This is a genomic window from Actinoplanes sp. NPDC020271, from assembly GCF_044388125.1.
Classification (GTDB): domain Bacteria; phylum Actinomycetota; class Actinomycetes; order Mycobacteriales; family Micromonosporaceae; genus Actinoplanes.
Genome location: NZ_JBIRWQ010000002.1, coordinates 713053 through 734979, shown reverse-complemented (window position 1 = coordinate 734979; position 21927 = coordinate 713053). Strand labels below are relative to the sequence as shown.

The window sequence follows — 21927 nt, the reverse complement described above, 5'->3', positions numbered from 1 at the left end:
CGTGGGTATGCGGCGCGCGGTAGCGGACCGGCGTCTGTTCACTGCCTACGATCTGCGCCATGCCTGTCACTGTGATCGATCCCTTGCCGATGTACCGGCAGGGAATGGTCGCGGTGTTGTCCGCAGCGGGCCATAAGGTGCGCGTGATAGACGATCCGGTCAAGTGGCAGGACCGGGAACTGGCCGGGCTGGTGTTGCTGACGCTGCAGAGCGATCCGGATTGGGATCTGCTGGGCCAGCTGCGCGAGGGCTTGGTGATCGCCGTGGTGGCGCCAGAAGCGGCACGGCTCGGCGCTCAAGCAGTCCGGGCCGGTGCTCGCTCAGTGCTGGAACGGGATGTGAGCGCCACCGTGCTGCTCAGTACGGTGGCAGCGACTCTCGCCGGGCAGGCCGTGATGCCGGCAGCGGTAGCAACTGCGCTCGCTGCCGGGGCACGCGGCGACGCTGCACCGCCTGCGCAGTTGTCAGCACACCAGCTGACGTGGCTGAAGCATCTGGCGACGGGGATGACCGTCGCCCAGTTGGCCCGGCAGGCCGGGTACTCCGAACGGGCGATGTTTCGACTTCTTCATGGGCTCTACCGGCAGCTGGGGGTGCGAACCCGGATCGAGGCGGTAGTTCGGGCGCAGCAGGAGGGCTGGTGGGACACGAATCAGCCGTCGGCGTTCTGATCGTGTACGGGCAACCCGGCCGGTGTCGCGTTGCCGGGTGGGGTGAGCGCGTCCAGGGCGGGGCGTAGCCGATGTTCTCCGGCGTCCAGAGTTTTGAGGAGGAATACGGTTCGGTTGGTGACCTCCGTGGCGGGCTGACGGCTGTGGTGGTTGGCCTTCTGCAGGGCGTCGATCGCAAGCTCGATGCCCGCCTGGCCCTGTAGATGCAACACGCACTGAGCAATGGCCGCGAACTCCCAGGTGGCGAAGTCCCGGATGTCGTTGGTGCCGCGCAGGGTGGACTGTTCCAGCAAGTACCGGGCCGCGTGGTGTGCTTCGTCCGGCCGCCCTGCCCGGTGACAGGCCACGGCACGGAGCGCGGTGCCGAGCAAGGACCGTTCTGTTAGCCCGCTTCCGGGCGCGCCACGCCCGGCGCCTGCATGCCGCTCAGCGCGGGCCGCCTCGCGGGCGGCCTGGCTCCACTTCTGCTGTCGTAGCCGGACCATGCAGATGGTGGTCTGCGCGTGGAACGCAGTGACCGGATCATGTCCGCGCAACGCGAGCTCGGCCGCGTCCTGCGCGGTGGACAAAGCCTGATCGAGGTGCCCTTGCACCAAATAGAAGTCGGCGCACGCGTCGAGGTGGATGGCGTGCAGGTTTCGGTTCGGATGGTGGTCGGCGATCTCCTCGATCCGGTCGAGCACCAGCTCGGCCTGGCGGATCCGACCAAGGTCGAGGTGTAGGCGCAAAATCCTAACCATGATCCGCAACGCCTGCGGCGAGTACGGCTCGGCAGCCTCCCTCGCTTTGACCATCATGCTCAGCGCTTCCTCGAACAAGCCGTGGCGCCGGCAACAGCGCCCGATTCCCTCCAACGCGCCCGCCACGACAGCGGGGTCCTGCGGTTCCAGTCGGAGCGCTCGCTCGAAGTCAGAGCGGGCGCTTTCGATCAGGCCTTGCTCCCAGGACACCCAGGCGAGATTGAGATAGGCCTTGGCCTCGACGGGCCCCAGGCCGGACTCTCGGGCGAGGACCTCACGGTAGGCCGTCCTCGCGGCGGCGAAATCGCCGTTGGCGAAGTACAGATAGCCAAGGGCCAGGTAGTTGTCCTCGCGGCGGTCGGCGCCGGTCAACAACGGTGCGATCTGCTCACGGAAGCGCCAGAAGACGGCGGACGGACTGCCGGTCTGAGCAGCGGTGTCCAGCTCGGTGATCGACCGGTAGGCGCGCACCACGAAGCCACCCCGGATCAGAGCGTCCACCTCGGCGACGGCGGACTGCGGATCGTCAGACGCTGACCGGTGGCCTGCACGGCGCTGCTCCCTCAACAGTTGGCCTGCCTCCAGAAGCAGGGCTTGATCCTCGTCTTGGGTTTCTGCGTTGAGCGACAGCGCTCGATGCGCCTCAAGGGCAGGTAGACCGTATCGGGCGCTGGGTTCAGTGCCGAGGCGGTAGATCACGTGCCCGCTGAGGCTTTCGAGTTCAGTGCGCACTCTGCCGACCGATAGCTGGTGGTGTTTGTCGCGCCGACGGTTGACCAGCTGGGTGATCAACGCGGCGGTAGCTGGCGTATTGAGCGCGGCGACCGCCCGGTAGATGTCACGGCGGTCGTCGCTGAGCGTGGTGATCACTTTGTTAAGCAGGTGCTCGTAGACCGCGGTGACGTCACGCTGCGACCCTGCCCAGCCATGCACCTCAGCCGCAAGATCGCCCGCATCGGTGTGGTCGTCGTTGTCGAGTACGGCGTCAAAGAGCTGCACCAGCCGTGGCCGGCCATCAAGATCTGGCCAGAGATCGTTCATCCGGGCATCGCCGAGCGAGGCAAGACTGCGGGACCGTCCCACCGACCGTTCCTGGGCGAACTGCCGGAAGTAGCGCGGCGGCAGCCCGGTCACCGCGATCCGGGTGGCGGTCTGGACCCAATCTCCGTCATAGGCCACAGGTTCCCGCTGCGTCACGAAGACGATCTTGAGACGATGGGCTGGACCACTCACCAGCAGCTGAAACGCCTCATCTAGGGCGAGGTCGTGGAGTTGCCCATCACGAAGCAGCAGATGTTCTGCTGCGTCGAACACGATGACCAGCGGCGTGGTGCCGAGCGCCCTCAGAGCGAGCTCCAACTCGCCCTGCCAGGAGTTGTCGCCACCCGGCGCCGAAGCGGATCCTGGATCGCCGGCACCGCGAACCGCCGCGATGACGGCGCGGACACCGGGATGATTCAGCGCCGTCACCGTCGTCCACAGCGGGTCGATCTTGAGATCCTGCAGAACGCGGCTGACGAGCTCGCTCTTGCCGACGCCGGGATCGCCGGAGACCAGAATGATGCGTGACCGGCGGCTGCGTAACGCCGTGCGCAGCCGCCGACTCTCCTTCTTGCGATCCACCAGATCGACCAGGGTACGGGTGACCATGCCGCTGCCCGCACCTGCTCCGTGACCGGTAGCCGCCGGACTCCGGCGGGCAGTTACGGCGAGCCCAACGGCCAGCAGGAAACTGGCAATACTGGAGATCTTGTCAGCGCTGTCGAGCACGTCGCTCAACCCGGTTCCGGTCGAGCCTCCCGCCCGGCCGCCTGACGGCGCTGCCCAGAATCCGAGCCGGTCGCCGAACCAGAAGAACGCGCCAATCAGCAGCGCAACCACGGCAGCCACGACCAGCGCTCGGCGACGTGTCAACCCAGCCATGACCGCATCATGACCGGGGCGCGCTGGCAAGGGTATGCCCTGTTCAGCCGATACGAATGATCATCGATGTGTGGTGTCGTGCTCCCACCTGCCGAGACGGACATCCTGCCTGCGAGAGGCCCTGCCGGGCCGGCCGAGGCCCACCTGACCGCGTGATGGTCGGCTGCACGGCTGATCCCGTCCATCGGGTCGGTGCGCAGACCGCGTCAAGCACGTGAAATAGCCTGGTGGGTGGCGCCCGCGTCGAGATGATGGCGGCGTGGGAAGGTGCCAACTATGGAGAGCGGCATGACCAACCTCGGCGACTTGACCGACATCATCGCCACCAGCGCCACCGTCGATGTCCGGCTGGCACTCTACCTCGACAAGGACGCTTGGAAAATCAGCTACGGCGAGATCCTCGTCGACGTTGACGAGCCCGTGCGGGAGCGCACCTGGACTTACCGCGAGGACGCGTTCATCGAACGCCGCTTGTCTGGCACGCTGGCCGCTGACCTGGTGCGCGGCACGCCGCAGCAGGTCGCGGAGATGACGGTGGCCGCCGCGTCCGTGCAGGACAGCGGCAGCTTCCAGCGGATCGCCGGCCAGGTGAACTACAACAATGCCGTATTGCCCTGGCCGCGCACCGAATGGTCGATCAGCTCACCGGCGGGGCAGAGACCGAACCGGCCGCGGCGGGTGCTGGTCGGTGACGGGCCCTGCTTCCTGAACGCCGAGGCCGCGTTCAATGCCTTCTTCTACGCGACGGCAGCCGAGAGTAGCCCACGCCCTACGCACCTGCTGTGGCGCATCGTCCAGGCCGACCGCCGCGCCTGGATCCATCAGGTCGCGATCGCCGCAGACTCACTAACGGTACGAATAAAGGGCACCGAACTCGCCGGCTCCCGGTTGGAGTTGTCCACCCCGGACAGCCAGCAGGCTCGCACGGTCGGTTCGACCGCCCGGATCCGGTTCCGACTCCCGCACGGGTTGGCCCCGGCCACCCTGCTGATGCTGCGCACCGACGACGACTGGCGCGACTTCCGCTACTTCCCTGCACCCGGGCCGGCCGGCAACACCGACCGCTCGGTGACCTGGGAGCTGCCCGGCGCGGACGCAAGTGTGCTGATCGCTGGCGGCGAGTCGCAGTACGTCGAGTTCAAGGAGCAGATCCCCGAGAACGAGCACCGGAGGAAGATGCTCAAGACGGTGGCCGCGTTCGCTTCCGGCGATGGCGGAACCATCCTGATCGGAGTCGCCGACGACGCGCGGATCGCCGGTGTCGACGCGACGAAGTTGGACGACCTGATGCTCCAGCTGCACAACATGATCCGCAGCACCATCGAGCCCGACCCGGGGGTGATCGTGCGGCCGGTTCAGGTAGAGGGTAAGACAGTGCTGCTGGTCGAGGTCCCCGCCGGCGGCGGCTGGCACGTTTACAGCCGGGAGAAACCGGAGTTCTATCTCCGCCGCGGCGCCAACACTGTCCCGGCCCGGCTCCCGGAGATCACCAGCCGATACGTCCCGCAACCCACAGCCCTGTTTTAGCGTCACAGCACCCGCCGAGCGACGGCCTCAGCGGACACCGCACCTGGCTCGGCTGTCATCAGCCCAACGAAGCCGAGCCGACAGTCGTTCGAATCGGCGGCCTGCACCAGCCCGTACCCGGTGTCTATGACTTGATCGCTGAGCATTCGGCTCATCCGATACGAACCGGAACGTTTCGGTGACGCAGGTGCTCGGTGATCGCGGGTAGTTGCTCGGCAGCCAGGCCGATGGCCAATAGCCGTTGGGCGCGGGTGACGGCCACGTACCAGGTGCGCAGTTGTTCGTCGGCTGCTGGGTCACCGTCGACCCACCGGCTGCCGACATCGTCGTCGGGAACCAACAGGAGTACAGCCTCGTACTCGGCGCCTTTGACCTGGTGGACGTTGTCGGTCGGGCACGGTTCGCCGGTGTGTCCGGTGCCGGGCGGGTAGGCAACTGCACCGCGCAGGTAACCGATGGTGCGCTGCGGCGCAGCCCCGGCTGGGCGGGGCCCATTCTTCAGCCACTCGTTGACGCTCTTCGGCCATCTAGGGCCGGGCTCCGGCAGCGCATAAAGGAAGGCGAACGCGTGCCGAGCGACCACGTCAGTATCAATCCCGACGGCGGCGCACTGATCTTCGAGGCTGGAGGTCTGGTCAAGGTGCGGGTACCAGTAACGCAGCAGCACGCGGGCACCGGCGCGGTAGGCGCCGTCAACGAGGCCCGGATCGGCGGTCGCCGAGTGCAGCACGCGCCAGGCATGCGCGAGCCGGGTCGCAGGGTTCCCGCCGATCGGGCGGCGGGCGGTGGGCAGATGTGATCGACGGTGAGCGGTCGTCAGGCACTGCTGCGGGCTGATCCCGTGGTGACGCGCATGCTGCAGGAAGATCTCAGTGATCGGACGGCCGCTGGGCAGGTGGCGGTTCCCGGTGCGAGTGAACACGGCGGGCAGCAGAATCACCGGCGGATCCGAGGCCGTGGTCTGGACGGCGATATCGGGTGGCCGCGTGCCGGCGCGCAGGGTGTTGGCAAGCTGGCACACCGTACTGGTGGAGCGCCAGTTGCCGTCTAGGGTGATCGTGGTGCCCAGACCGTTCTCCAGGTCGGCGAGCCTGGCCGGGTCGGCGTCGCGCCATCCGTAGATCATCTGGTCCGGATCTGCGACGACGACCAGGGGCAGGCCGAGTCGGTGGAGCCGGTCGAAGATTTCCAGGTCGGTGGCGGAGCAGTCCTGAGCTTCGTCGACGACGATCTCAGCGAACCTCGACCGCAGTGTGTGGACCAGGTCCGGGTCGCGGTCCAGGTACTGCAGCGCCAGCTGGCGGGCTTCATGGCCGGTGACGTATCCCCGGGTGCAGTAAGCACGTCGGACGGTGTACACCTCGCGAACCCAATCGTCCCAGCAGCGGCCGCTGGACTGGATGAGGCTGGCGTAGGCCGGGGGTAGCAGATCCCGGCGGATGTCATCGGCGAAGGTTCCCGTCCGGCAGACGAAGGTGAAGGCGCTCAGCGGCACCGTGCGGTGGTTGAGGGTGACTGCGGCGTTCACCCGGTCCCACGAGTCGAGTAGCTGCAATGCCCGGTCCGGTGGCCGGTGCGGGATGACGAGATGGTTCCAGATGAATCCGTCCAGCGTGCCGATGTAGTGGGGGTATTCGGTCGCATCGGGCCGGCCAAGCCGATGACAGCGGTCGCGGATCTGCTGGGCGGCCGCGCGGGTGTACGACAGCAGGGCACGGCCACCGCGCAGGGTGGCGGCCGGACCGCGCAGGTGCCGGGTGACAATCACGTGGGTCTTACCTGCCCCGGGGCAGGCTCGCACGAACAACGGCGCCGGTGTGGTGATCGCCTGTTGCTGGGCGGCGACGGCCTGTTCGGCGGCGGTATTCACGGTGCCGCAGTGTCGGCGTGGGCGAGGTAGCGGATCGCGTCGGCGATCGGGGCGGGCACTGCGAACTCGGTTCCGTCGGCGAGAATGTCAGCGAGGGCGTTGGCGTACCGGATCGGGGACACCACCGGTTCGCCACCGAGGCCAGGGCTAAACATGTTCTGGAAGATCCGTGGCCGCTCGATCGGCTCTTCTGCCTCCACTTCCTGCCATCGTTGCTTGCCGTCCGCGACGGATTCCAGCAGCGCTGCACGCAGTACCGGTTCGTTGGCAGGGCACATCAGGGTATGCCAAAGCTGTTCACCGGCGGCGAAGCCCCGGACATAGTCGGCGCCGGCACTGGACATGTCGCTGCACCGCGCCGCCCACCTGGACGGCTGCGCCTCCCCTGGAGTGCCGGAAAACGCGCCGGCGAGCACAGCGATCCGGCGTCCGATTCGGGTTCCACCGATCTCGGTAAGCAAGACTGTCAGGATCAGATCGACGTCCACATCGTCGGTCGCGACAACGGCCGCCGCCCGGAACCGGGACACATCCCGGCGTGCCTGCTCCCTGTCACTTCCCGAACCGGCGAGGACTACGTCAGCCATGGCCGACACCAGCAGTGCCTCGGCCATCGAGCCGACCAGCAGAACCGGTGCGCCGTACAACAGCGGCGATCGGGTCACCGCCAGATACCGGTCGAGCCTCTGCACCGCTCGATCAGCCATTCCCAGGTCGGCGACTGCTACGGCCCGGACCTGCTGCGGTTGGTGTCTGGTCATGACGACCATGTCGCGGGTGCTCACCGCAGCCGACAGTGCAGGCGCGTGGGTGCTCACCACGACCTGCAGGTACCCGGCCGGCTGGGCCGGATCCTGCTGTTCCCGGCGCCGCGATATCTGGGCCGCCTCGTACAGGTAGTTGAGCAGCACGGTGTACACCGCCGGATGCAGATGCGCTTCCGGGCCGTCGATGAGCAAGAGGGTCAGGTCGGCCTCCCGGACGGTCTGCAGTTCAGCGAGGACCGTCGCCAGATACAGCGCATGGGCGTACCCGTGCCCGGACCTCACGGCCGCGGTGGCCGTTGTTCCGGGCGGCCAGCTGGTCATTCGCAGGATCCGACTGAGTTCGTGCAGGCCCGCGCCACCGGCAGCCAGTCCTGCTTGCCGGTCGTCGGCGGCGGCAGTGATCGCGGCCAGCGGCCGGCTGACCGCAGCGCTGACCTGGCGTACAGCAGGGTCGCCGGAAACATCCATCATCGAAAGGGCGGTACGCCCAAGGAACGCATCGAGCTGGCCTGGCTCGGCCAGCAGCGCCTCCAGCATCACCCGAACCCGGGCAGCACCAGCCGGACCGGACAGCTCCCTCACCGCGTCACGGCCCGCAGGCAGGTGTACGTGACGGATGGCGGTACGCAGGGCCGGCTCCCCGGCCGCTTCACGACCCTCGCCGACGTGCCAGGTTATAATGCCGCGTCGGCGGCCCGCTGGCGGCGGGGTGTAGGTCAGCGACCATCGAGCGCGCCGAGTCCCGGTGTCGTCGGCGCCGGGGAGCAGCGCGTCGCGGTAGGTGCCGGCGTGTTCCGGCTGGATGTCCGAGAGCACGGCGTGCAACCGGATGTGGGCATTGGGTCGGGCATCGTGGGTCAGATCGGTTTGGGAAAGCGCGGGGCCTCGGTGGCCGTCAACCGGATCGGTGAGTTGGCGCAGAGCGTCGAGCACGATCGTTTTCCCGGTGTCGTTGCGGCCGGTCAAGACCGTCACGTCAGGGCGCAGCCGGACCAAGGACTGCCGGCACGCTCGCAGGTTTTCGATGCCCAGCTCGGACACATACATGAGGTCTCCCTCGACTCGGTGTGTCTGGCCGTTGGTTACGGCGCGTCATCGCGCAGGATCGGCACGCCAGGATTGCGGCGGCCACCGGTCGCGCGGTGGCGCCGTCGGCGTGGCCTCATGCGCATGGTTGGGTGCGTGGCGGCAGGTTCGCCGCGGTCAGGCCGCTTTGGTTCCGCGGCCTCGGCCGTGCATTGGTACGGATTTCTGTACCCGAGACGTGTCAGGGTCGGGTTCGACTGGCAGGGCGCGCTCGCCGTAGCGTTCCCGCCTGCTCTGCAGCAAACACATGGCGTGGTACCACCGACGATTGTTGATCTTGCTGCCTGCGGCGATGAGGTCGCCGAGCGCCAGCGGAGCACGGCACCGGGCACACCCGTTGCCGTTGATCTCCATTGCCGGGTTCGCTTGCCGAGCGAGACGGTAGGCGGCGAGCAGGCGCGGAGCGTCCGCTCGGACGTCATGGGCATGACGTGGTTCTGCGCCGTCCCGAGCGTACGGTTCGGCGCCGATCCAGCCGCAGGCGAAGCAGGACACCCACCGGCAGCGGCTGCCGTCGGCCGAGTACATCGCCGCACCCAATGTTGGGCGAGGCCTGGGTCCTCCGGTTGCCTCTGCTGGGGTGCGAGGGATACCTCCGACGCTGAATAGGGCCGCTTCCGTGACCAGAGGCCATCCTGTCGCCCGGAGGTGGTCGCGCACTCGTGAACCGGAGGCCGCGGGAGACATGTTTTCAGCGACGCGTGCGGCGAATCGTCGCCAGCGCAGATGATCGGCATCGTGCAGGACGTCGCCGACCTGGAACCAGATCTTATGCTCATTCAGCCAAAAGTCGGGTTCGTACTCCCCGTCGCTGAGTTCGAACCTCCTCGGGCGGTATGACCAGGACATCCGCAGATCCTCGAAACACAGCGCCCATCGGGCACGGACGATGTCCGGGAACTCGACGCCCTGGAAATGGACGACCACAGGCTCGTGATGAGTGTCTTTCATGATCAGCTCTGGCTTTCCGTTGCGGCTAACCGGTCTGCCATTCCCCTGGCCGGGGTGAGATGACCCGGCGCCGCGGACGCGCGATGCAGGTGCACCATGCGCAGTCGGCTCCACAGAACCGGACTACTCGCCCAGCATACCAAAAAACGGGCAATATGTTTCCCCGTCGTCCGGCGGTGTCGGTACGCGTCGCGCCCGGCAGACGGTGCACGGCGGTTATCCGTGCGAGTGATCGCAACACGTCGAGCCGTCATCGTGCCCCTCACAGAGGTATTCCACGAGCTTGGTCGGGGCAATCGAAAGGGCGTGGCTGATGGCGTGCAGTTTGCTGAGCGTTGCAGAACTTCGCCCGGCCTCGATCTCGGTGAGCATCCGGCGCGACATGCCGGCCCGTCGGGCCAGGGCCTCAGACGTCAACCCGTGCTCACGGCGGGCGTCACGAACGGCCTTACCGAACGCCGTCAGGTTAGCCGGTGGAAACTCAGCCTCCGGGCTGTACGGCGCGTCCTGGTTGCTCACGTATGCGTCCTATGGCACCTCAACTGCACGATCATGCCTGAGCCGCCATCGTACGGGATCGCGATTTGGTGGGCCGCCGCAGCAGCCAGCGCAGACATCATCGCATTGCCACAGGCGGCGACGGTGTCGTCAGCTGCGTCCAGCTTCCGCGTCGGCGACCAGGCGGCTCAGCGGAACAGCCAGCGCGTGCGCCACGGCATGAAGCACATCGACCTTGCAGTCACCGGCGGACACCTCCAGCTTGGCAAGCACTTCCCGCGGTACTTTGCTGCGACGCTCAAGATCCTCAAGAGTGAGTCCAGCAGCCTCGCGGGTGCGCCAAAACGCGGCTCCCACCGAGACGCCCAGCAGCGCCCCGTCAGCAGCAGTGGTGCCGGAGCCGACGCCAGCAGGACCCTCATCCGACTCCATGTTGGGGAAATATACTTCCCCATCGGCTGGCATGAGCCACCGGGCACCAACGTTCTTGCCGTGCACGATGTCTGCCGGCCTCCCACAGCAGGGGGTGCCTAGCGCCCTCGGGCCGGCATCAGCTCTTGGCCGCTGGATGGCATCGCATGTCGGAGTGACGGGCAGGTGCTGCAGCTACACCAACCCGATCAAGCCGTGATCGACTCGGTGGAACTCTCGACCAATAACCGGACCACATTCCGTGAACGAACGGCACGTTCGACAGGGCAGTACGTCATACCGGAAGGAGCGACTGAGCAGCCCCCATCTGGGGACGATCAAAAGGTAAGGGGGGCGTGCCGTAGGCGGGGATCTTGGCATCACGCATTGGCCTCCGACGGGCGGGGCTCCACTAAACTCTGTTTTTCGCTGGAAGCTACAGGCGGGCCACTGAGCTGCCCGAACTCGCTTGAACGCGGTTAGTGAAACGTTTCTTACCATACCCCGTCTACTGCGGCGAATAGTCCGATAGCGGCGGCCCGTTCCCGAGCTCACGATCGACTCGACCGACCCGCCCTCGCGGAAACGTTTTCGCGCTGAGCCACCGCCCTGCCCGCAGGTCGGCGCCGGGAACGAGCCAGACTGGTACTGCGCAGAGCACGCCTTTCAGACACATGTCGGAGGTCCCCCCTCGTGCTGGATCGAAGGCGTTATGGAACGCAACAATCAGTTGCGGACGTTCGCCTAGCAGCATCCGGGTATTGCGCTCCGGGCCCGCCCGGCGCCAATCGTCCGGCCGGGAGCGCCGTATCGCGTCCCAGTCAACCGGATGGCAGCGGTGGCGCGCTCCCAGACTGCGATCGAGGCACCACTGGTGGGCCGCCCGGTCAGCGCCAGAAGCTGCGCCTTCGATGACGACGAGGTGTTCACCGTATCGGGTGGCGAGTCGATTGAGTACCGCGTGCACTGTCGCGGGCCACGGCCATCGGCGGCTCCCGCAGACCAGCACCCGGGGATCACTCATCCGAAAAGTCATCGCCGTCTCCTGGCCCGCCGAGGCGCTAGGCCGCCGCCAAGGCCGTCGCGCACCGGAGAGGCGGCACGGTGACGCGGCGCCAGGCCACGATCCTCAGCTCGTGCACAGTATCTAACGGCCATCGGCGGTCCCGGTTCACCGGCCGGGAAGGTGTTCCAGGAGGAAAAGATCTTCCCGGAACGTAAGGCCAGCAGCCACGATGCGGTCGCGGACCTCCACACGCTCCTGCTCCCAGCGAGCCCTGCACTCGGCGACATGCTGCGCCCACCGAACTCGATGGGCGGCCCGCCGCGCCACCGCCTCCGGCGTGCCGCGCCTCAAATAGTCCAGCTGCTGGCGGGTCCACGCGGCTCGTGCCTGCGACTCAGGATCAGGCACCAATAGGGCCATTGCAGTGGCCCAAGGCTCGGCGATGGCCTCGGCGTATCGGCGCGCAACGTCCGGATCGAGACTCGCCCAGGCCTTACGGCGCCGATGCAACGCGGGGTACTGGGCGTCGGCCCGTTCTTGACGACTCAGCTCGTCCAGCATTCGCTTCGTGAAGGCGTCCGGATTCCGCAGCTGCCTGATGCGGTGCCGAACGGCATCGAGCTCACCCATGCGGAGATGGTATCGAACATATGTCCGATGCGCGGCTGGTCTCGGCAACGTTCACGCAGGAAGGGCTCGCACCCGTAGCCGTCTAGCCGCAGCGCGCGGTCCTCCCGCATCATCTCGACGACCATGCGGCGGCGCCCGCGCAGCAGCATGAGGTAGTCCATGCGCTGACGCGGCAATGGCCAGACCGCGTTGGCTCGGCGACCGCGGGTGTACGGGTCGTAGTGCAAATAGACTTGCGGGATCAACGCTGGCGGGCTGAAACCATACTCCGCGAACAGTTCGGCGTACGCCCGGAACATCTGCCGCTCGGGGCCGGGTTCCGAGGACGGCTCCCGGCCGGCGTCGAGGGAGCGAGCCAGGCGACGGTACAGCTGCTTTGCGGCGTCCTGCTCGCTCTTACCCGACGGCGCTTGGGCGTCCATCCACCAGGAGCCTAGGTCCGCCCAGCTCAGCCCGCCCTCACCGAGCGGGCGATCGGAGATCAGGCAGAACTTCGCGTTCTTCACGATCTCAATGGTGTTGCTGACCGCATCAACAGCACTAGTTCGGGCTTCGGGCCGTCGGCGGCGAAGATTAGATTGCGGAACGGGGTACGCACGCCGCCCTGGCGGGTGCCGACGACCTGCAGAGCCCCCACAGCTCCGGCAGGTAGTGCTGCTCGACCACTCGGGTGCCGAGATCCACCAGCTGGCTCTCGGTGTAGTCCAGGATGCGGTGGCGTACGTAGCTGCGCTTGCTGGCACCTGCCTCGTCGTCGCCGCCGTCGCTGAGCCCGAGCGCCCGGCACACCTCGGGCAGATCGTACGACTTCACGGGGTACAGCGCGTCGGCGATCGCCTCGCGCAGCTGGATGGTGATGGTGCCGGCGCCGCCGAGGTTTGCGCGGGCAAATGGATCGGCCAGCATCGGCTCCACGGTGACCAGGTGCCCGGTGATGGTGTCCCAGCTTCGAAGTTGGTTCATCTGCTCGGCGATGGCCTGCAGGTCCGTCGACCGGAACGAGTCCAGGAAGATCGGCCGTACCAGCAGCACCACCGGAACTGGGCTCTGCGGGTCTGCGTCCCGTAGTTCAGCGGCCGGCACCAAGGAGAGCAGCCGAGCCGCCCGCTGATTGCCCGCCCGCATCAGTAACTCCGACAGCGTGGTCTGCTGCTGACTCCAGAAGCTGGCGGCGGCAGGCCCGGCAATAGACATGTTCGTTACTCTATGAGATGGCACCGACACGACGCTGTCGTGCAGCCGCCCGGCCAATAGAGTGGAGTCTAGTCGGGGATGTGCGTCAGGGCTCCTGGGAACGGTGACGCGGTGGATCAGGGCGGACATGTGGTCATTCCGCTGCGGAGCGCCGTCCGTCACCAGATCCGCTTCTTGGCTGGCCGATGGCGGCTCAACGACGACGACGTCGATCGTGACGTCTTCGCCCGGCATTCGATCGCCCAGAGCCCGCTCGGACCACGTGAGATCACGCTGCTGGCCCGCCAGTCCCGGGCCGCGTGGGATCCGGGGCACGACGAGGTGGCGCATATGGACTACCGAATCTGTGACCTGTGCCGGCTCGGCATGGTCCTCAAGATCCGGACAGCGGAGGCGTGGAAGCGCCGTCGCTACGCCTCCTGGATGATTGAGCGATCACGCCGTTTTGCACCGGACTACACCTGGGTCACCAGCCGCCAGCTCACCGGCTCCGAGGAGTTCTGGCGCTACGTCGAGCATCGGAACCCGGGGCAGTACCGGCGCCGCCTCTACTGCAAGCACGTCCATGCGAGCTTGCTCCGCCCGGGCAGTTCCCACTGGCGAGCCGTCCCGCAGTCTTAAGAGTGTGCCCGCGTCCTAGTTGTTGCGCTCGTCAAGCCGAGTTGACCCTCTTTGACAACGCACTAGTCGTCGTTCGGCAGGTACCAGCCGTGTTCGCGGTGCCTGGTGGTTGCGTCCGGGTTGTCGCGCTCGTAGACCTCATTGGCACGGCGCGTCATCTCGATGTCGTAGCGGCGCAGCCGGTCGTAGAGAATCGACGACTCGCGGATAGTGTCGCTGGACACGTAGCGCTGCCGCAACGCCTCGCGCTCGTCCTCGAGCTCCGCGTAGGACAGGGGGCGAAGGCTACCCAAGCCGCGTGCGATGGAGTCAAAGATGCCCACGCGCAAATGCTGTCACGCTGAGGGCTGGCGGACAAGGAAGCCGCACCGGCCCCGCTCCGGATAGGCTCGGCCACGACCGCCAGGTGATGCTCACCGTGTCGGAATCGATCGCCTTGCACTCCGATGTGGCGCTTACGGCAACGCGTAAACATCGGGGCATCGATAAGTGCCCACTGTTGGTCGAAGTTCAGTGCTGCCGGTCGCGTTCGTTCTTAGCGGACCGGTCGGATGGGTGATCGTGTGGCCGATTAGGCGGCACCAATGGCTAAAAGTTCTTGCTAAGACCTTCACCTGTTCGGGTGATCAGGAGACGAACTTCGAGAAGATGACTGTTGCGGTATCCCATTCGGTCGGGAATAGCCCGCGGCGTGAGTCGCGACCTGTCAGTGGACGCTGCTTGGGCTCGTCTGATTGCCAGGAACCTCAAGCATCACGACATGTCGAGCTACCGGATTCCCTTGGATTTCCACGACTGTGTGCGATACAAGTTCGGTCAAGTGCAAGGAGGGGCTCTTATCCTTGGGATTCTTCAGCCGAAGGACGACGAGAAAGCCGATGCGTACGTCGGAGGCCTGGTAGCTGACGGTTTGCTTGATGTACGCAGCCTTTTCGGCGATCGGTACGGCGGTCCCATCAGCTTTGAGCTCTAGGTAGATGTGGAATGTCGCGAAGGTGATCTGGATGTCGGTACGGCCAGCCCCGACTTCGTGTACTTCCACGTTCGTAGAGCTGGCCAGCTGTCCTTGCGACAGCCAGTCATACAGGTCGTTGTGTAGGTCCTGTTCATCGGCGTCCGCCTTGAACAGATACGCCTTGGTTGATTTCTGGGTGTTCAGCCGGCGGGCGACGAACTTGATGAGCTGATCGAGGACGATACCTACGGCGGGGACGACGTCGCCGCTGAAGTCCTCAGAGGTGGACAGTGCGGCGAGCATCTGCTTGCGGACGCTGGTGACGGTGACATCCGGGTCGGGGTCGGCTGCGGCCTGTCGGTCGGCGAGATCGGCGGCCAGCTCTGCAAGATCGATCGGGTCGTGGCTGGCAAGGGACGCCATGAGCATCGGATAGGGACTAAAAAGTTCGGCCAGCAGGGGCGGGATATCCGCCGCCTGCTGCTGAGGTTTTCCCGGCGGCTCCCCGGCTTCCGCTATGCCCGCGCGGGCGCTCGTCAGGACCGCTTCGGCTGTTGCCAGTCTTGCATGTAGAGCTGAGGCATCATCGCCCGACGCGACTGTGGCAGTGATGCGCTTGCGCAGATGATCGGCGTGATCACTGAGGTTCCTGAGAAGTCCGAACCGATATGCGATACCGCCGGCGATAGATGGACGTAGCACCTTTATGACGGTTTCCGCGCCGTGAGAGTTGCGCGTGACATCGTAGGATCGGGACGCAGAATAAATGGCCAGGACGTCGTCGAGTATCACAGCTGCTTCGTAAAGGCTGTCACGGGTAAGTTGGTCGCGGAGCCAGGCCAAGTCGTCGGTGAGCCGATTCCAGCCTCGTAGGACAGCAGCTTTGCGGTCGCCGCTCCAGTGGTTGAGACCGTAGGCGCCGATTGCGAACTGCCCGGCTTGGCGGGTGATCTGCTCGGCCTCAGTGAGTGACGCCTGCCAGTTCGTAGCATCCTGTGGCGTTGTCATTCCGGTCAGCGAGCGCAGCAGGCTATGGACCAGACGCAGAGCTGAGCGAAGCATCGCAGCGTCGTCTCTGTCATCCAGCGTCGTGACGATCTCCAGCGCGTCGAGCGCTGCGCTGATTCGGTCGAGTAGCTCTTCCTTCTGGGCGCTGCGTAGCGCTCGGGCCACCTCGACGTTCGCCTTCGTCCACATGGCATCCGGTGCGATGTCGCGGTGATATTCGTCGTTGCGCGCGAGAACGTCGGGCTCGGGAGCCGACTGGTAAGCGGGCGGCCTGACTCCGGTGAGAATGTCGATGACATCCGCGACATCGTCGTCGATCGTCCAGTGATCGAATGCCAGACCGACAGTTCTCACCACAGCCTGCGCATACCGGCGCGGTTGCGGCTCCGAGACGTCTTCCAACACGCCCAAGAGTTTGTTCTTGGATGCCAGTCCCTGAACGGCCAGCCTGGCGACGGCCTCTAACGCGACTGCGTGGCGGATGACGGCAGCTTGAGGGGGATCGTCCCCGTCGGCGCGTGGTGGAACGGCGAGGCTGAGGCACTTCGTCGCGACCCTCTGCCCAATCATCTTGGCGAGGACAGCGTCAGCACAGATGGTGTCGATGTTCTGGGCGAACTGGAGCGGGTCTTTTGACCCAAGCACCGCTTCGGCTAGCGCGGCCGCGGCCGGCTGGATCGGTGTCAAATCTGCGCCGATCGCGTCCGCTCGGGCAGCATCACGGGCGAGCAAGGATATAGCCACTGTCAAAAGCGGCTCGTCAACAAGGGTGGGGGCCAAGACTCTAATCGCGTCCCACCCCCCGATCCGGTCGACCAGGTCGTCCGGCGGCGGCCCGCCGGTCAGGTTGCGGCGGAGTTCGGCACCGACGGCAGTTGGGTCGAGCAGGTCGGGCACCGCTCCTCCTCCAGGTCCCGTCGAAGTTGTCGGGTCTACGGTGCCTGTCTACCAGCTTGGCTCACGGATTTGGCATGGAGTGTCACCAGACAAAGTCGGATCCGGTAGCGATCAGCAGGTTCTCCGCAGGAAGGACTTCGCTCAACATTCGAGCATGGGTGGTCGCGACGACGATCTGCAGGTCTGTCTCTTTCGCCACCGCAGTCCACGCCTGGAGCATGGTCCGTAGGTCGTCTTCGGGGATCTCCTCGGCGGCCGGAGAGTCGACGAACAAGAGGCCAGGGTGACGGCCGACGCCATGGGTGTGGCCGATCTCGATCAATGCGATCGCTGCGGCTAGCTTGATGCGTAGCTTCTCACCATTCACCAGGTCGCTGTAGCCGGTGACAGCTCCACCCTTGTACACGTCCATGTTGCCGTTGCCCTTGAGCCTTACCGCGGTAACGGCGCTAAACCCGAACTTGCGGGCGAGGCGGGCGATCGTGGCTGATACGGCCTCGAGCAGGGGACCTTGGTCGACTTGTACCCACTTTTTCGTCAGTCTTGAGGCAGTTCCGAGTACGAGAGGCTCCTCAGTTTCGACCGCTGTCGAAGGCTGTGGTAGTGACGCTGCTTGCAAAGCTTCTACAGCGCTCTCAGCCCGGGCCAACTCGAGTTCGGCCTGCAGTCTCGATCGAGCAATGTCCATGCTGCTGCGCGCTTTTTGTGCAGCGGCCTCCGCTTCCACGCGAGACCGATCGGCTGTACGAAAGCGGTCTTCAAGCTGGCTGATGCCTGTTCTGGCCTCTCGGACAGCCGCGCGCAGGGCGTCTACCGGGTCGACAGCCTCCTCGTCCTCCTCGTCCTCTTCGGCTAGGCCGAGCGCCGTGCTAGCACCTTCAGGACTTGCCTTCGATACGGACACGTTTACCTTGGCCTGGTCGGCTAGTTCGAGCCCGCTCTTGCACATTGAGCATTCGTGGTCGGTAGCCTCAGCCGCGTATCGCTCGGCTGTCACCGCCGTCGCGCATCGAGGACACGCTGTCGGCGCCATCCCGTTGAACAAGCGTCGCGCTACCGCGTCCTCCGCGGCTGCCTGGCGCCGAATCTCCTCAGTCCGCAACTGGGACTTGGCCTCGGATAGCGCGGTATTCGCGGTCATGAGCTGCAACGACAGGTCATGAGCCTCGCGTGCACGCGCTGAGGCAGCCGCTGCTAGCGTGAAGATGGCATCCACGTCTGGTGCCGTTGGGTCAATCCCATCCAGCGCAGCCCTTGCGGCCGTGGCACGCTCGCGCGCCTGCCCCAAGGCGGAGGTGGTTGCCGATACCACCGTTTGCCGGGTTTCTGCGATGCTGGCCCTCTCGAAGTTCAACCCGTTCAGAGCCGTTGCCGCCTGCGCGTCCACCGCCGCCCAGCTTGTGCCGACGAACATCTGCAGGATTCGCGTCTTCAGCGTGTTCTCATTACCGACGATCGGATCAAGCTTGTCAGCGTGAACGGTCAGCGCCGCTGCGTACGACGGCCACGCGTGCTCCGTCTCGACACCCTTGGAGAACACCGAAATCACATCGAGGCGCAATCGATCGAGCATCACCGACCCCATTAGCGACTCGAACTCGGCGTGGCTAGAGAAGGAGCCTAGAACCGCACGGCCTGAGGGAACCTTCTGGGCAACGGTTCCCTGTGGTACCCCATCCCGCACATCGAACTCGACAAACAGCGGGACCCCATCGACGTGGAACTCCGCGAGGACATGGTCGACCCACAACAGAACGTCCGCCTGCAGATGGCTGCGCCCGGTCAACGCCCACATGGTGAAGTGGAGGACCGACGACTTGCCGCGGAGGTTCCGCTCGCTGCCTACACCGTTGACGCCGTCCCCGGGTCGCCAGTCCAGATTGATGGGCTCCGTCTTCATCTCGACGTTCGGTTCATCGGTATCAACGTCCTGCTTCTCCAGGTACCGCTTCGTCCCCGTTACGTGGAGCCGGCGCACGCGAAGCCGGGCGGGTACACCGCGAGAGGCAATGGAGGAAACACCGGCAGTGAGCAGGATCTTCTCGACGCGGTCTTGCTCGACCTCGACTCCCCGGCGCGCGAGATCACGCGCGACCTCATCACCAAGCTTGCTCATGCCTGACCTCCTGCGACAGGAACCAGCGACGGGCCGACCGCAACCTTGAGCGCACCAAGACGCTCGCGAACAGCGGAGTGGATAGGGGCGATATTCACGCCGAGCTTCGTGCGCGCGTACTCCGCCTGTTGATACTGCCGCTTTTTTAGGGTGCTCCCGTTGTCCCCTCCTGCCGCCGAGGCGACCAGCTTCACCTGCTCGGTGTACCAGGACAGCACTGGTTCCCTTGCAAGGTTCTCGGCCGCTGTCCGTCCCGCCTCCGTCAGAAAGAACTGGCTGCGAGCGGTCTTCATGACGCCGCCTTGCCGTCGTACTGCCGCCAGCCCATAAGCACTAAGCACGGAGAACGCATCATCGATTGCCTCGTAGGCGCCATGATGCCAGCGCGGCATGGGGTACCAGTGCAGATCAGGCTCAGAGCTGTCGAGAAGGTGCTCGACTACAGCCAAGTAATCCAGCGCCAACTCGCCGCGCTCGACCTTTGTGAGCAGTTCTCCAGCCAGGTAGTCCGGGTTGCGTAGCCAAAAGTCGAGAGCCTGCAACCGAAGCTCTGCTCGGATAACGGCGACACACATCGCCGGATCGTTCACGGCTATCGGCTCGCCGCACGCGTTCAAGATGACCAGAAGCCGGATGGCGTGCTGCATCACGGTTGCCTCCGGGCGGACCACCGGACCACCCACACCCGACTGCGTCATAGCGACTTCTGCGCTCCTTTTCGTCCTCGTGTAACGACAGTTATGGCATTCCGTAGCGTTGGCCACGCCTAGTTGACATCCCAGCAGGGGTTTAATCGACGGGTGTTCGTCTCGAACAGGAGCGACGAAGCGGCAGGTCGCGTCGCCAAAACGGGCGCGAGCCGCAACCTGATTCATGTCTTCCGTGAGCGGTGATCTCTCGCCAGTCGATGAGGACCACGGCACGCCGATCATGCGTTCGTGCCCGCCAGGGCGGCGGAGCCCGGCAGTCGAGTCCTCAGTGTCTGTGCCTGTCACGGAACCGTGCCCTAGATGTCTGTCATGAGAGGTTGGCGAGCACCTCATTGGCTCTCGCCCGAAATGGAGTTATCGCATCGGCGGATCGCGCGGCTCCAGGACTGTGGACTGTTGTCGTGGACCAGCATCCGTACGCGGATGTCTCCGACCTCCATGTCCACAGCATACGGTCGCTGCGTGTTGTGGCAACATAACTCGTTGTCGCAGAACCTCGGTTCAAGCGCGATCTCCGTTTCCGTCGATCGTGGCTCTGTCACGACTGGATCAACTCGAAGGAGGGTGCTGGCCGGTGACACCGTCCGCGCCGAGACGCTGCGACAGCGGCCTGCGCTCGTCCCTTGTCACCGATTCCGTCCGGAGGGGCACTCTGGTTACTCTGTTCCGTCATCCGTCATCCGTCATCCGTCATCCGTCATCCGTCATCCGTCCTCGGCCCGAGGTATGACGGCTTTTCGCCACGGCTTGAGCCAGGGTGTTCCGCTGTCAAGCAGCAGTGACGCCAGTGACTGAACCGGTCAACAGACGCAGGCGTACAGATAGACGAAGGGGCGAGGTTCTGTGTTGGTGGCTCTACCCGGTGGGGCCTGCGCCGGCTCGGCGGACACACGGACACACGGACACACGGACATCGACGACTGTAGTCATAATCTCTGCTGTAACCGCGACAGGGAGGTCCGATGGGAGAGTTCGCTGACCGACTGTCGGTGCTGTCAGTTCGCGCGGAGTCACCGGACGGGCAGATTGTCGGCTCGGTTGAGAGCCCGCCGCAGGCGAACATCAGCTTCCGCGACCGTGCTTACCGCCAGTATTCCGACGGCGACCTCGGGCATCAGCTCGGGCAACTCGCCGCAGTGCTTTTTGTCCGTTACCGGCGTGAGTATGACGAGATCCTGTCCGCCTATCGTGACCTGCCGGCGGAAGCCGGCGACGTTCGATACGAGAGCCTCCAGGAAGCCACCTTCCGCGAGCGCCAGGCCGCGCTGGTGGTGCGTGGCCGGTCGGCTCGAGGCCGATTGGAAGTCAGCACGCGCGCGTTGCTGCGCTGGGACGTGACCGTCACCGAAGGTACGGTGTCCTCGCTGTCCGAGTCGGAGTTTCTGGCCGAGGCGAACAGCTTGGTCGCCGAGGTTCTCCGCGACTGGCGGAATCAGACGGCCCTGCTGACCAATGAGATCTACGACATCGGTGTGCCGAAGTGGCTGACCGACGCGCGGCTGGGTCGCTGATGACGACTCGCGAGCCGGGCACCAGCCGGGATCGACAAGGAGTGCGTGTGACCGACCCTGAGCCTAAGCGGCTGCGATCAGGGCACTGGCTGCTTATCGGCATCGTTGCGTTGCTGGTCGTCGGCATCTTTACGGTGACGCGCCGCGACCGGGACCCCGACGACAAGGCCGACGGCGTCACCACAGCTCCGACAGCGAGCGCACCGGCAGGTCCGGTCTGTGCACCGAAGGTTGCCGAGACAGGTCAGAGCATCCGGCAGGGGCTAGTCAACTTCGGCATCGTCGTCACCAGCGACTGCCCGCAGGCCGCAGTCGCCAGCCAGCTGGATGTCGTTGCGATCGGCACCGACGGCAAGGAGCTGACGGGCGACCAGGCGAAGGCCCGCATCTTCCTCTCGGCGGTTCTTCCCGGTCAGCGTCTCGGCGCGGGCGGCAAACTGCTCGTCGACATCAACGCCTCGATCAAGAACATCCGGGTCAGCGTCTCGAACACGCAGAACGTACCCGCGGACGCGTTCTCGTCCTGGCCGACCGTACACGTCGCCGACATCAAACACTCAGGCCCGGATTCGTCCGGCCACACCCAAGTCACCGGCACCGTGGTCACCGACCCGAGCACGGCGAAGCCGTGCGATCCGACTTACTACTTGCTGCTGCGCAACGGCGCGGGCACCTTGATCTACGGGGCGGCGGCGACCGGGAGCGAGCCGTCCTTCGACGAACGTCTGCCGTCCGGGATTGACTGGGCCAAGGCAGAGATCTCGGTCGCGATGGGGACACCGCCGCTCGGCACGGTCAACACGCAGCAGCTGACCTGCCAGTGACGATGCGAGGG

The 21927-nt window shown here is 65.5% G+C and carries 19 protein-coding genes; 5 read left to right on the top strand and 14 right to left on the bottom strand.

The annotated features are described in order from the left end of the window. Positions 1-59 precede the first annotated feature (59 nt). On the top strand, positions 60-671 hold the full coding sequence (locus ACH442_RS07105) for a DNA-binding response regulator (protein ID WP_396337025.1): 612 nt from the start codon (positions 60-62) through the stop codon (positions 669-671). Here the strand turns inward: ACH442_RS07105 and ACH442_RS07100 are convergent. Further along, positions 653-3334, bottom strand: coding sequence for a tetratricopeptide repeat protein (locus ACH442_RS07100; RefSeq protein WP_396337024.1), 2682 nt, complete (start codon positions 3332-3334; stop codon positions 653-655). The two genes, ACH442_RS07105 and ACH442_RS07100, sit on opposite strands and share 19 nt — an antisense overlap. A 276-nt stretch (positions 3335-3610) precedes the next feature. Here ACH442_RS07100 and ACH442_RS07095 point away from each other — a divergent pair, with 276 nt between their 5' ends. Further along, positions 3611-4861 carry a helix-turn-helix domain-containing protein gene (locus ACH442_RS07095; protein WP_396337023.1) on the top strand — a complete coding sequence of 417 codons (1251 nt, stop codon included), beginning with the start codon at positions 3611-3613 and terminating at the stop codon, positions 4859-4861. Between the two features lie 151 nt (positions 4862-5012). On the opposite strand, the gene ACH442_RS07090 is transcribed toward ACH442_RS07095, so the two are convergent. The 9 genes from ACH442_RS07090 to ACH442_RS07050 form a co-directional block, all read right to left on the bottom strand. Further along, positions 5013-6731: a UvrD-helicase domain-containing protein gene (locus ACH442_RS07090; RefSeq protein WP_396337022.1), complete on the bottom strand. Its 1719-nt coding sequence runs from the start codon at positions 6729-6731 to the stop codon at positions 5013-5015. Then, positions 6728-8545 (bottom strand): ATP-dependent nuclease, encoded by a 1818-nt coding sequence (locus tag ACH442_RS07085; RefSeq protein WP_396337021.1) that lies wholly within the window; start codon positions 8543-8545, stop codon positions 6728-6730. Before ACH442_RS07085 ends, ACH442_RS07090 begins: the two co-directional genes overlap by 4 nt. 156 nt (positions 8546-8701) lie before the next feature. Then, positions 8702-9535, bottom strand: a complete 834-nt coding sequence (locus tag ACH442_RS07080) for a hypothetical protein (RefSeq protein WP_396337020.1) — start codon at positions 9533-9535, stop codon at positions 8702-8704. Between the two features lie 216 nt (positions 9536-9751). Continuing rightward, positions 9752-10054, bottom strand: coding sequence for a helix-turn-helix domain-containing protein (locus ACH442_RS07075; RefSeq protein ID WP_396337019.1), 303 nt, complete (start codon positions 10052-10054; stop codon positions 9752-9754). Between the two features lie 129 nt (positions 10055-10183). Beyond that, positions 10184-10465, bottom strand: a complete 282-nt coding sequence (locus tag ACH442_RS07070) for a helix-turn-helix domain-containing protein (RefSeq protein ID WP_396337018.1) — start codon at positions 10463-10465, stop codon at positions 10184-10186. A 487-nt stretch (positions 10466-10952) separates the two neighbouring features. Continuing rightward, the gene (locus tag ACH442_RS07065; RefSeq protein ID WP_396337084.1) at positions 10953-11468 is read right to left on the bottom strand and encodes an SLOG family protein; all 516 of its coding nucleotides are present in this window, start codon (positions 11466-11468) and stop codon (positions 10953-10955) included. A gap of 147 nt (positions 11469-11615) precedes the next feature. Further along, on the bottom strand, positions 11616-12011 hold the full coding sequence (locus tag ACH442_RS07060; protein ID WP_396337017.1) for a hypothetical protein: 396 nt from the start codon (positions 12009-12011) through the stop codon (positions 11616-11618). Further along, positions 11996-12586, bottom strand: a complete 591-nt coding sequence (locus tag ACH442_RS07055; RefSeq protein ID WP_396337016.1) for a hypothetical protein — start codon at positions 12584-12586, stop codon at positions 11996-11998. Before ACH442_RS07055 ends, ACH442_RS07060 begins: the two co-directional genes overlap by 16 nt. A 67-nt stretch (positions 12587-12653) precedes the next feature. Beyond that, entirely contained in the window at positions 12654-13274 is a 621-nt protein-coding gene (locus tag ACH442_RS07050) for a hypothetical protein (protein WP_396337015.1), read from the bottom strand. Positions 13275-13448: 174 nt separating this feature from the next. On the opposite strand from ACH442_RS07050, the gene ACH442_RS07045 reads away from it, so the two are divergent. Then, a complete protein-coding gene (locus tag ACH442_RS07045) occupies positions 13449-13895 on the top strand; it encodes a hypothetical protein (RefSeq protein ID WP_396337014.1) in 447 nt (148 codons plus the stop codon). A 62-nt stretch (positions 13896-13957) separates the two neighbouring features. Here the strand turns inward: ACH442_RS07045 and ACH442_RS07040 are convergent, their stop codons facing one another. The 4 genes from ACH442_RS07040 to ACH442_RS07025 form a co-directional block, all read right to left on the bottom strand. Beyond that, complete coding sequence (locus ACH442_RS07040) at positions 13958-14218, bottom strand: hypothetical protein (protein WP_396337013.1); 261 nt, start codon at positions 14216-14218, stop codon at positions 13958-13960. 383 nt (positions 14219-14601) lie between these two features. After that, the gene (locus ACH442_RS07035) at positions 14602-16755 is read right to left on the bottom strand and encodes a hypothetical protein (RefSeq protein WP_396337012.1); all 2154 of its coding nucleotides are present in this window, start codon (positions 16753-16755) and stop codon (positions 14602-14604) included. Positions 16756-16837: 82 nt separating this feature from the next. Next, positions 16838-18871 carry a hypothetical protein gene (locus ACH442_RS07030; RefSeq protein WP_396337011.1) on the bottom strand — a complete coding sequence of 678 codons (2034 nt, stop codon included), beginning with the start codon at positions 18869-18871 and terminating at the stop codon, positions 16838-16840. After that, on the bottom strand, positions 18868-19569 hold the full coding sequence (locus tag ACH442_RS07025) for a hypothetical protein (RefSeq protein ID WP_396337010.1): 702 nt from the start codon (positions 19567-19569) through the stop codon (positions 18868-18870). The genes ACH442_RS07030 and ACH442_RS07025 overlap by 4 nt, the downstream gene beginning before the upstream one ends. 974 nt (positions 19570-20543) lie before the next feature. Between ACH442_RS07025 and ACH442_RS07020 the strand changes: the two genes are divergently transcribed. Both ACH442_RS07020 and ACH442_RS07015 read left to right on the top strand, forming a co-directional pair. Further along, positions 20544-21092 (top strand): hypothetical protein, encoded by a 549-nt coding sequence (locus ACH442_RS07020; RefSeq protein WP_396337009.1) that lies wholly within the window; start codon positions 20544-20546, stop codon positions 21090-21092. Between the two features lie 47 nt (positions 21093-21139). Next, positions 21140-21916 (top strand): hypothetical protein, encoded by a 777-nt coding sequence (locus ACH442_RS07015; protein ID WP_396337008.1) that lies wholly within the window; start codon positions 21140-21142, stop codon positions 21914-21916. The last annotated feature ends 11 nt before the right edge of the window (positions 21917-21927 follow it).

Coding starts and splice junctions, on each gene's coding strand:
- ACH442_RS07105 (WP_396337025.1), top strand. CDS start 60: ATGCCTGTCACTGTGATCGATCCCTTGCCGATGTACCGGCAGGGAATG.
- ACH442_RS07100 (WP_396337024.1), bottom strand. CDS start 3,334: ATGGCTGGGTTGACACGTCGCCGAGCGCTGGTCGTGGCTGCCGTGGTT.
- ACH442_RS07095 (WP_396337023.1), top strand. CDS start 3,611: ATGGAGAGCGGCATGACCAACCTCGGCGACTTGACCGACATCATCGCC.
- ACH442_RS07085 (WP_396337021.1), bottom strand. CDS start 8,545: ATGTATGTGTCCGAGCTGGGCATCGAAAACCTGCGAGCGTGCCGGCAG.
- ACH442_RS07080 (WP_396337020.1), bottom strand. CDS start 9,535: ATGAAAGACACTCATCACGAGCCTGTGGTCGTCCATTTCCAGGGCGTC.
- ACH442_RS07070 (WP_396337018.1), bottom strand. CDS start 10,465: ATGGAGTCGGATGAGGGTCCTGCTGGCGTCGGCTCCGGCACCACTGCT.
- ACH442_RS07065 (WP_396337084.1), bottom strand. CDS start 11,468: ATGAGTGATCCCCGGGTGCTGGTCTGCGGGAGCCGCCGATGGCCGTGG.
- ACH442_RS07060 (WP_396337017.1), bottom strand. CDS start 12,011: ATGCTGGACGAGCTGAGTCGTCAAGAACGGGCCGACGCCCAGTACCCC.
- ACH442_RS07050 (WP_396337015.1), bottom strand. CDS start 13,274: ATGTCTATTGCCGGGCCTGCCGCCGCCAGCTTCTGGAGTCAGCAGCAG.
- ACH442_RS07030 (WP_396337011.1), bottom strand. CDS start 18,871: ATGAGCAAGCTTGGTGATGAGGTCGCGCGTGATCTCGCGCGCCGGGGA.
- ACH442_RS07025 (WP_396337010.1), bottom strand. CDS start 19,569: ATGACGCAGTCGGGTGTGGGTGGTCCGGTGGTCCGCCCGGAGGCAACC.
- ACH442_RS07020 (WP_396337009.1), top strand. CDS start 20,544: ATGGGAGAGTTCGCTGACCGACTGTCGGTGCTGTCAGTTCGCGCGGAG.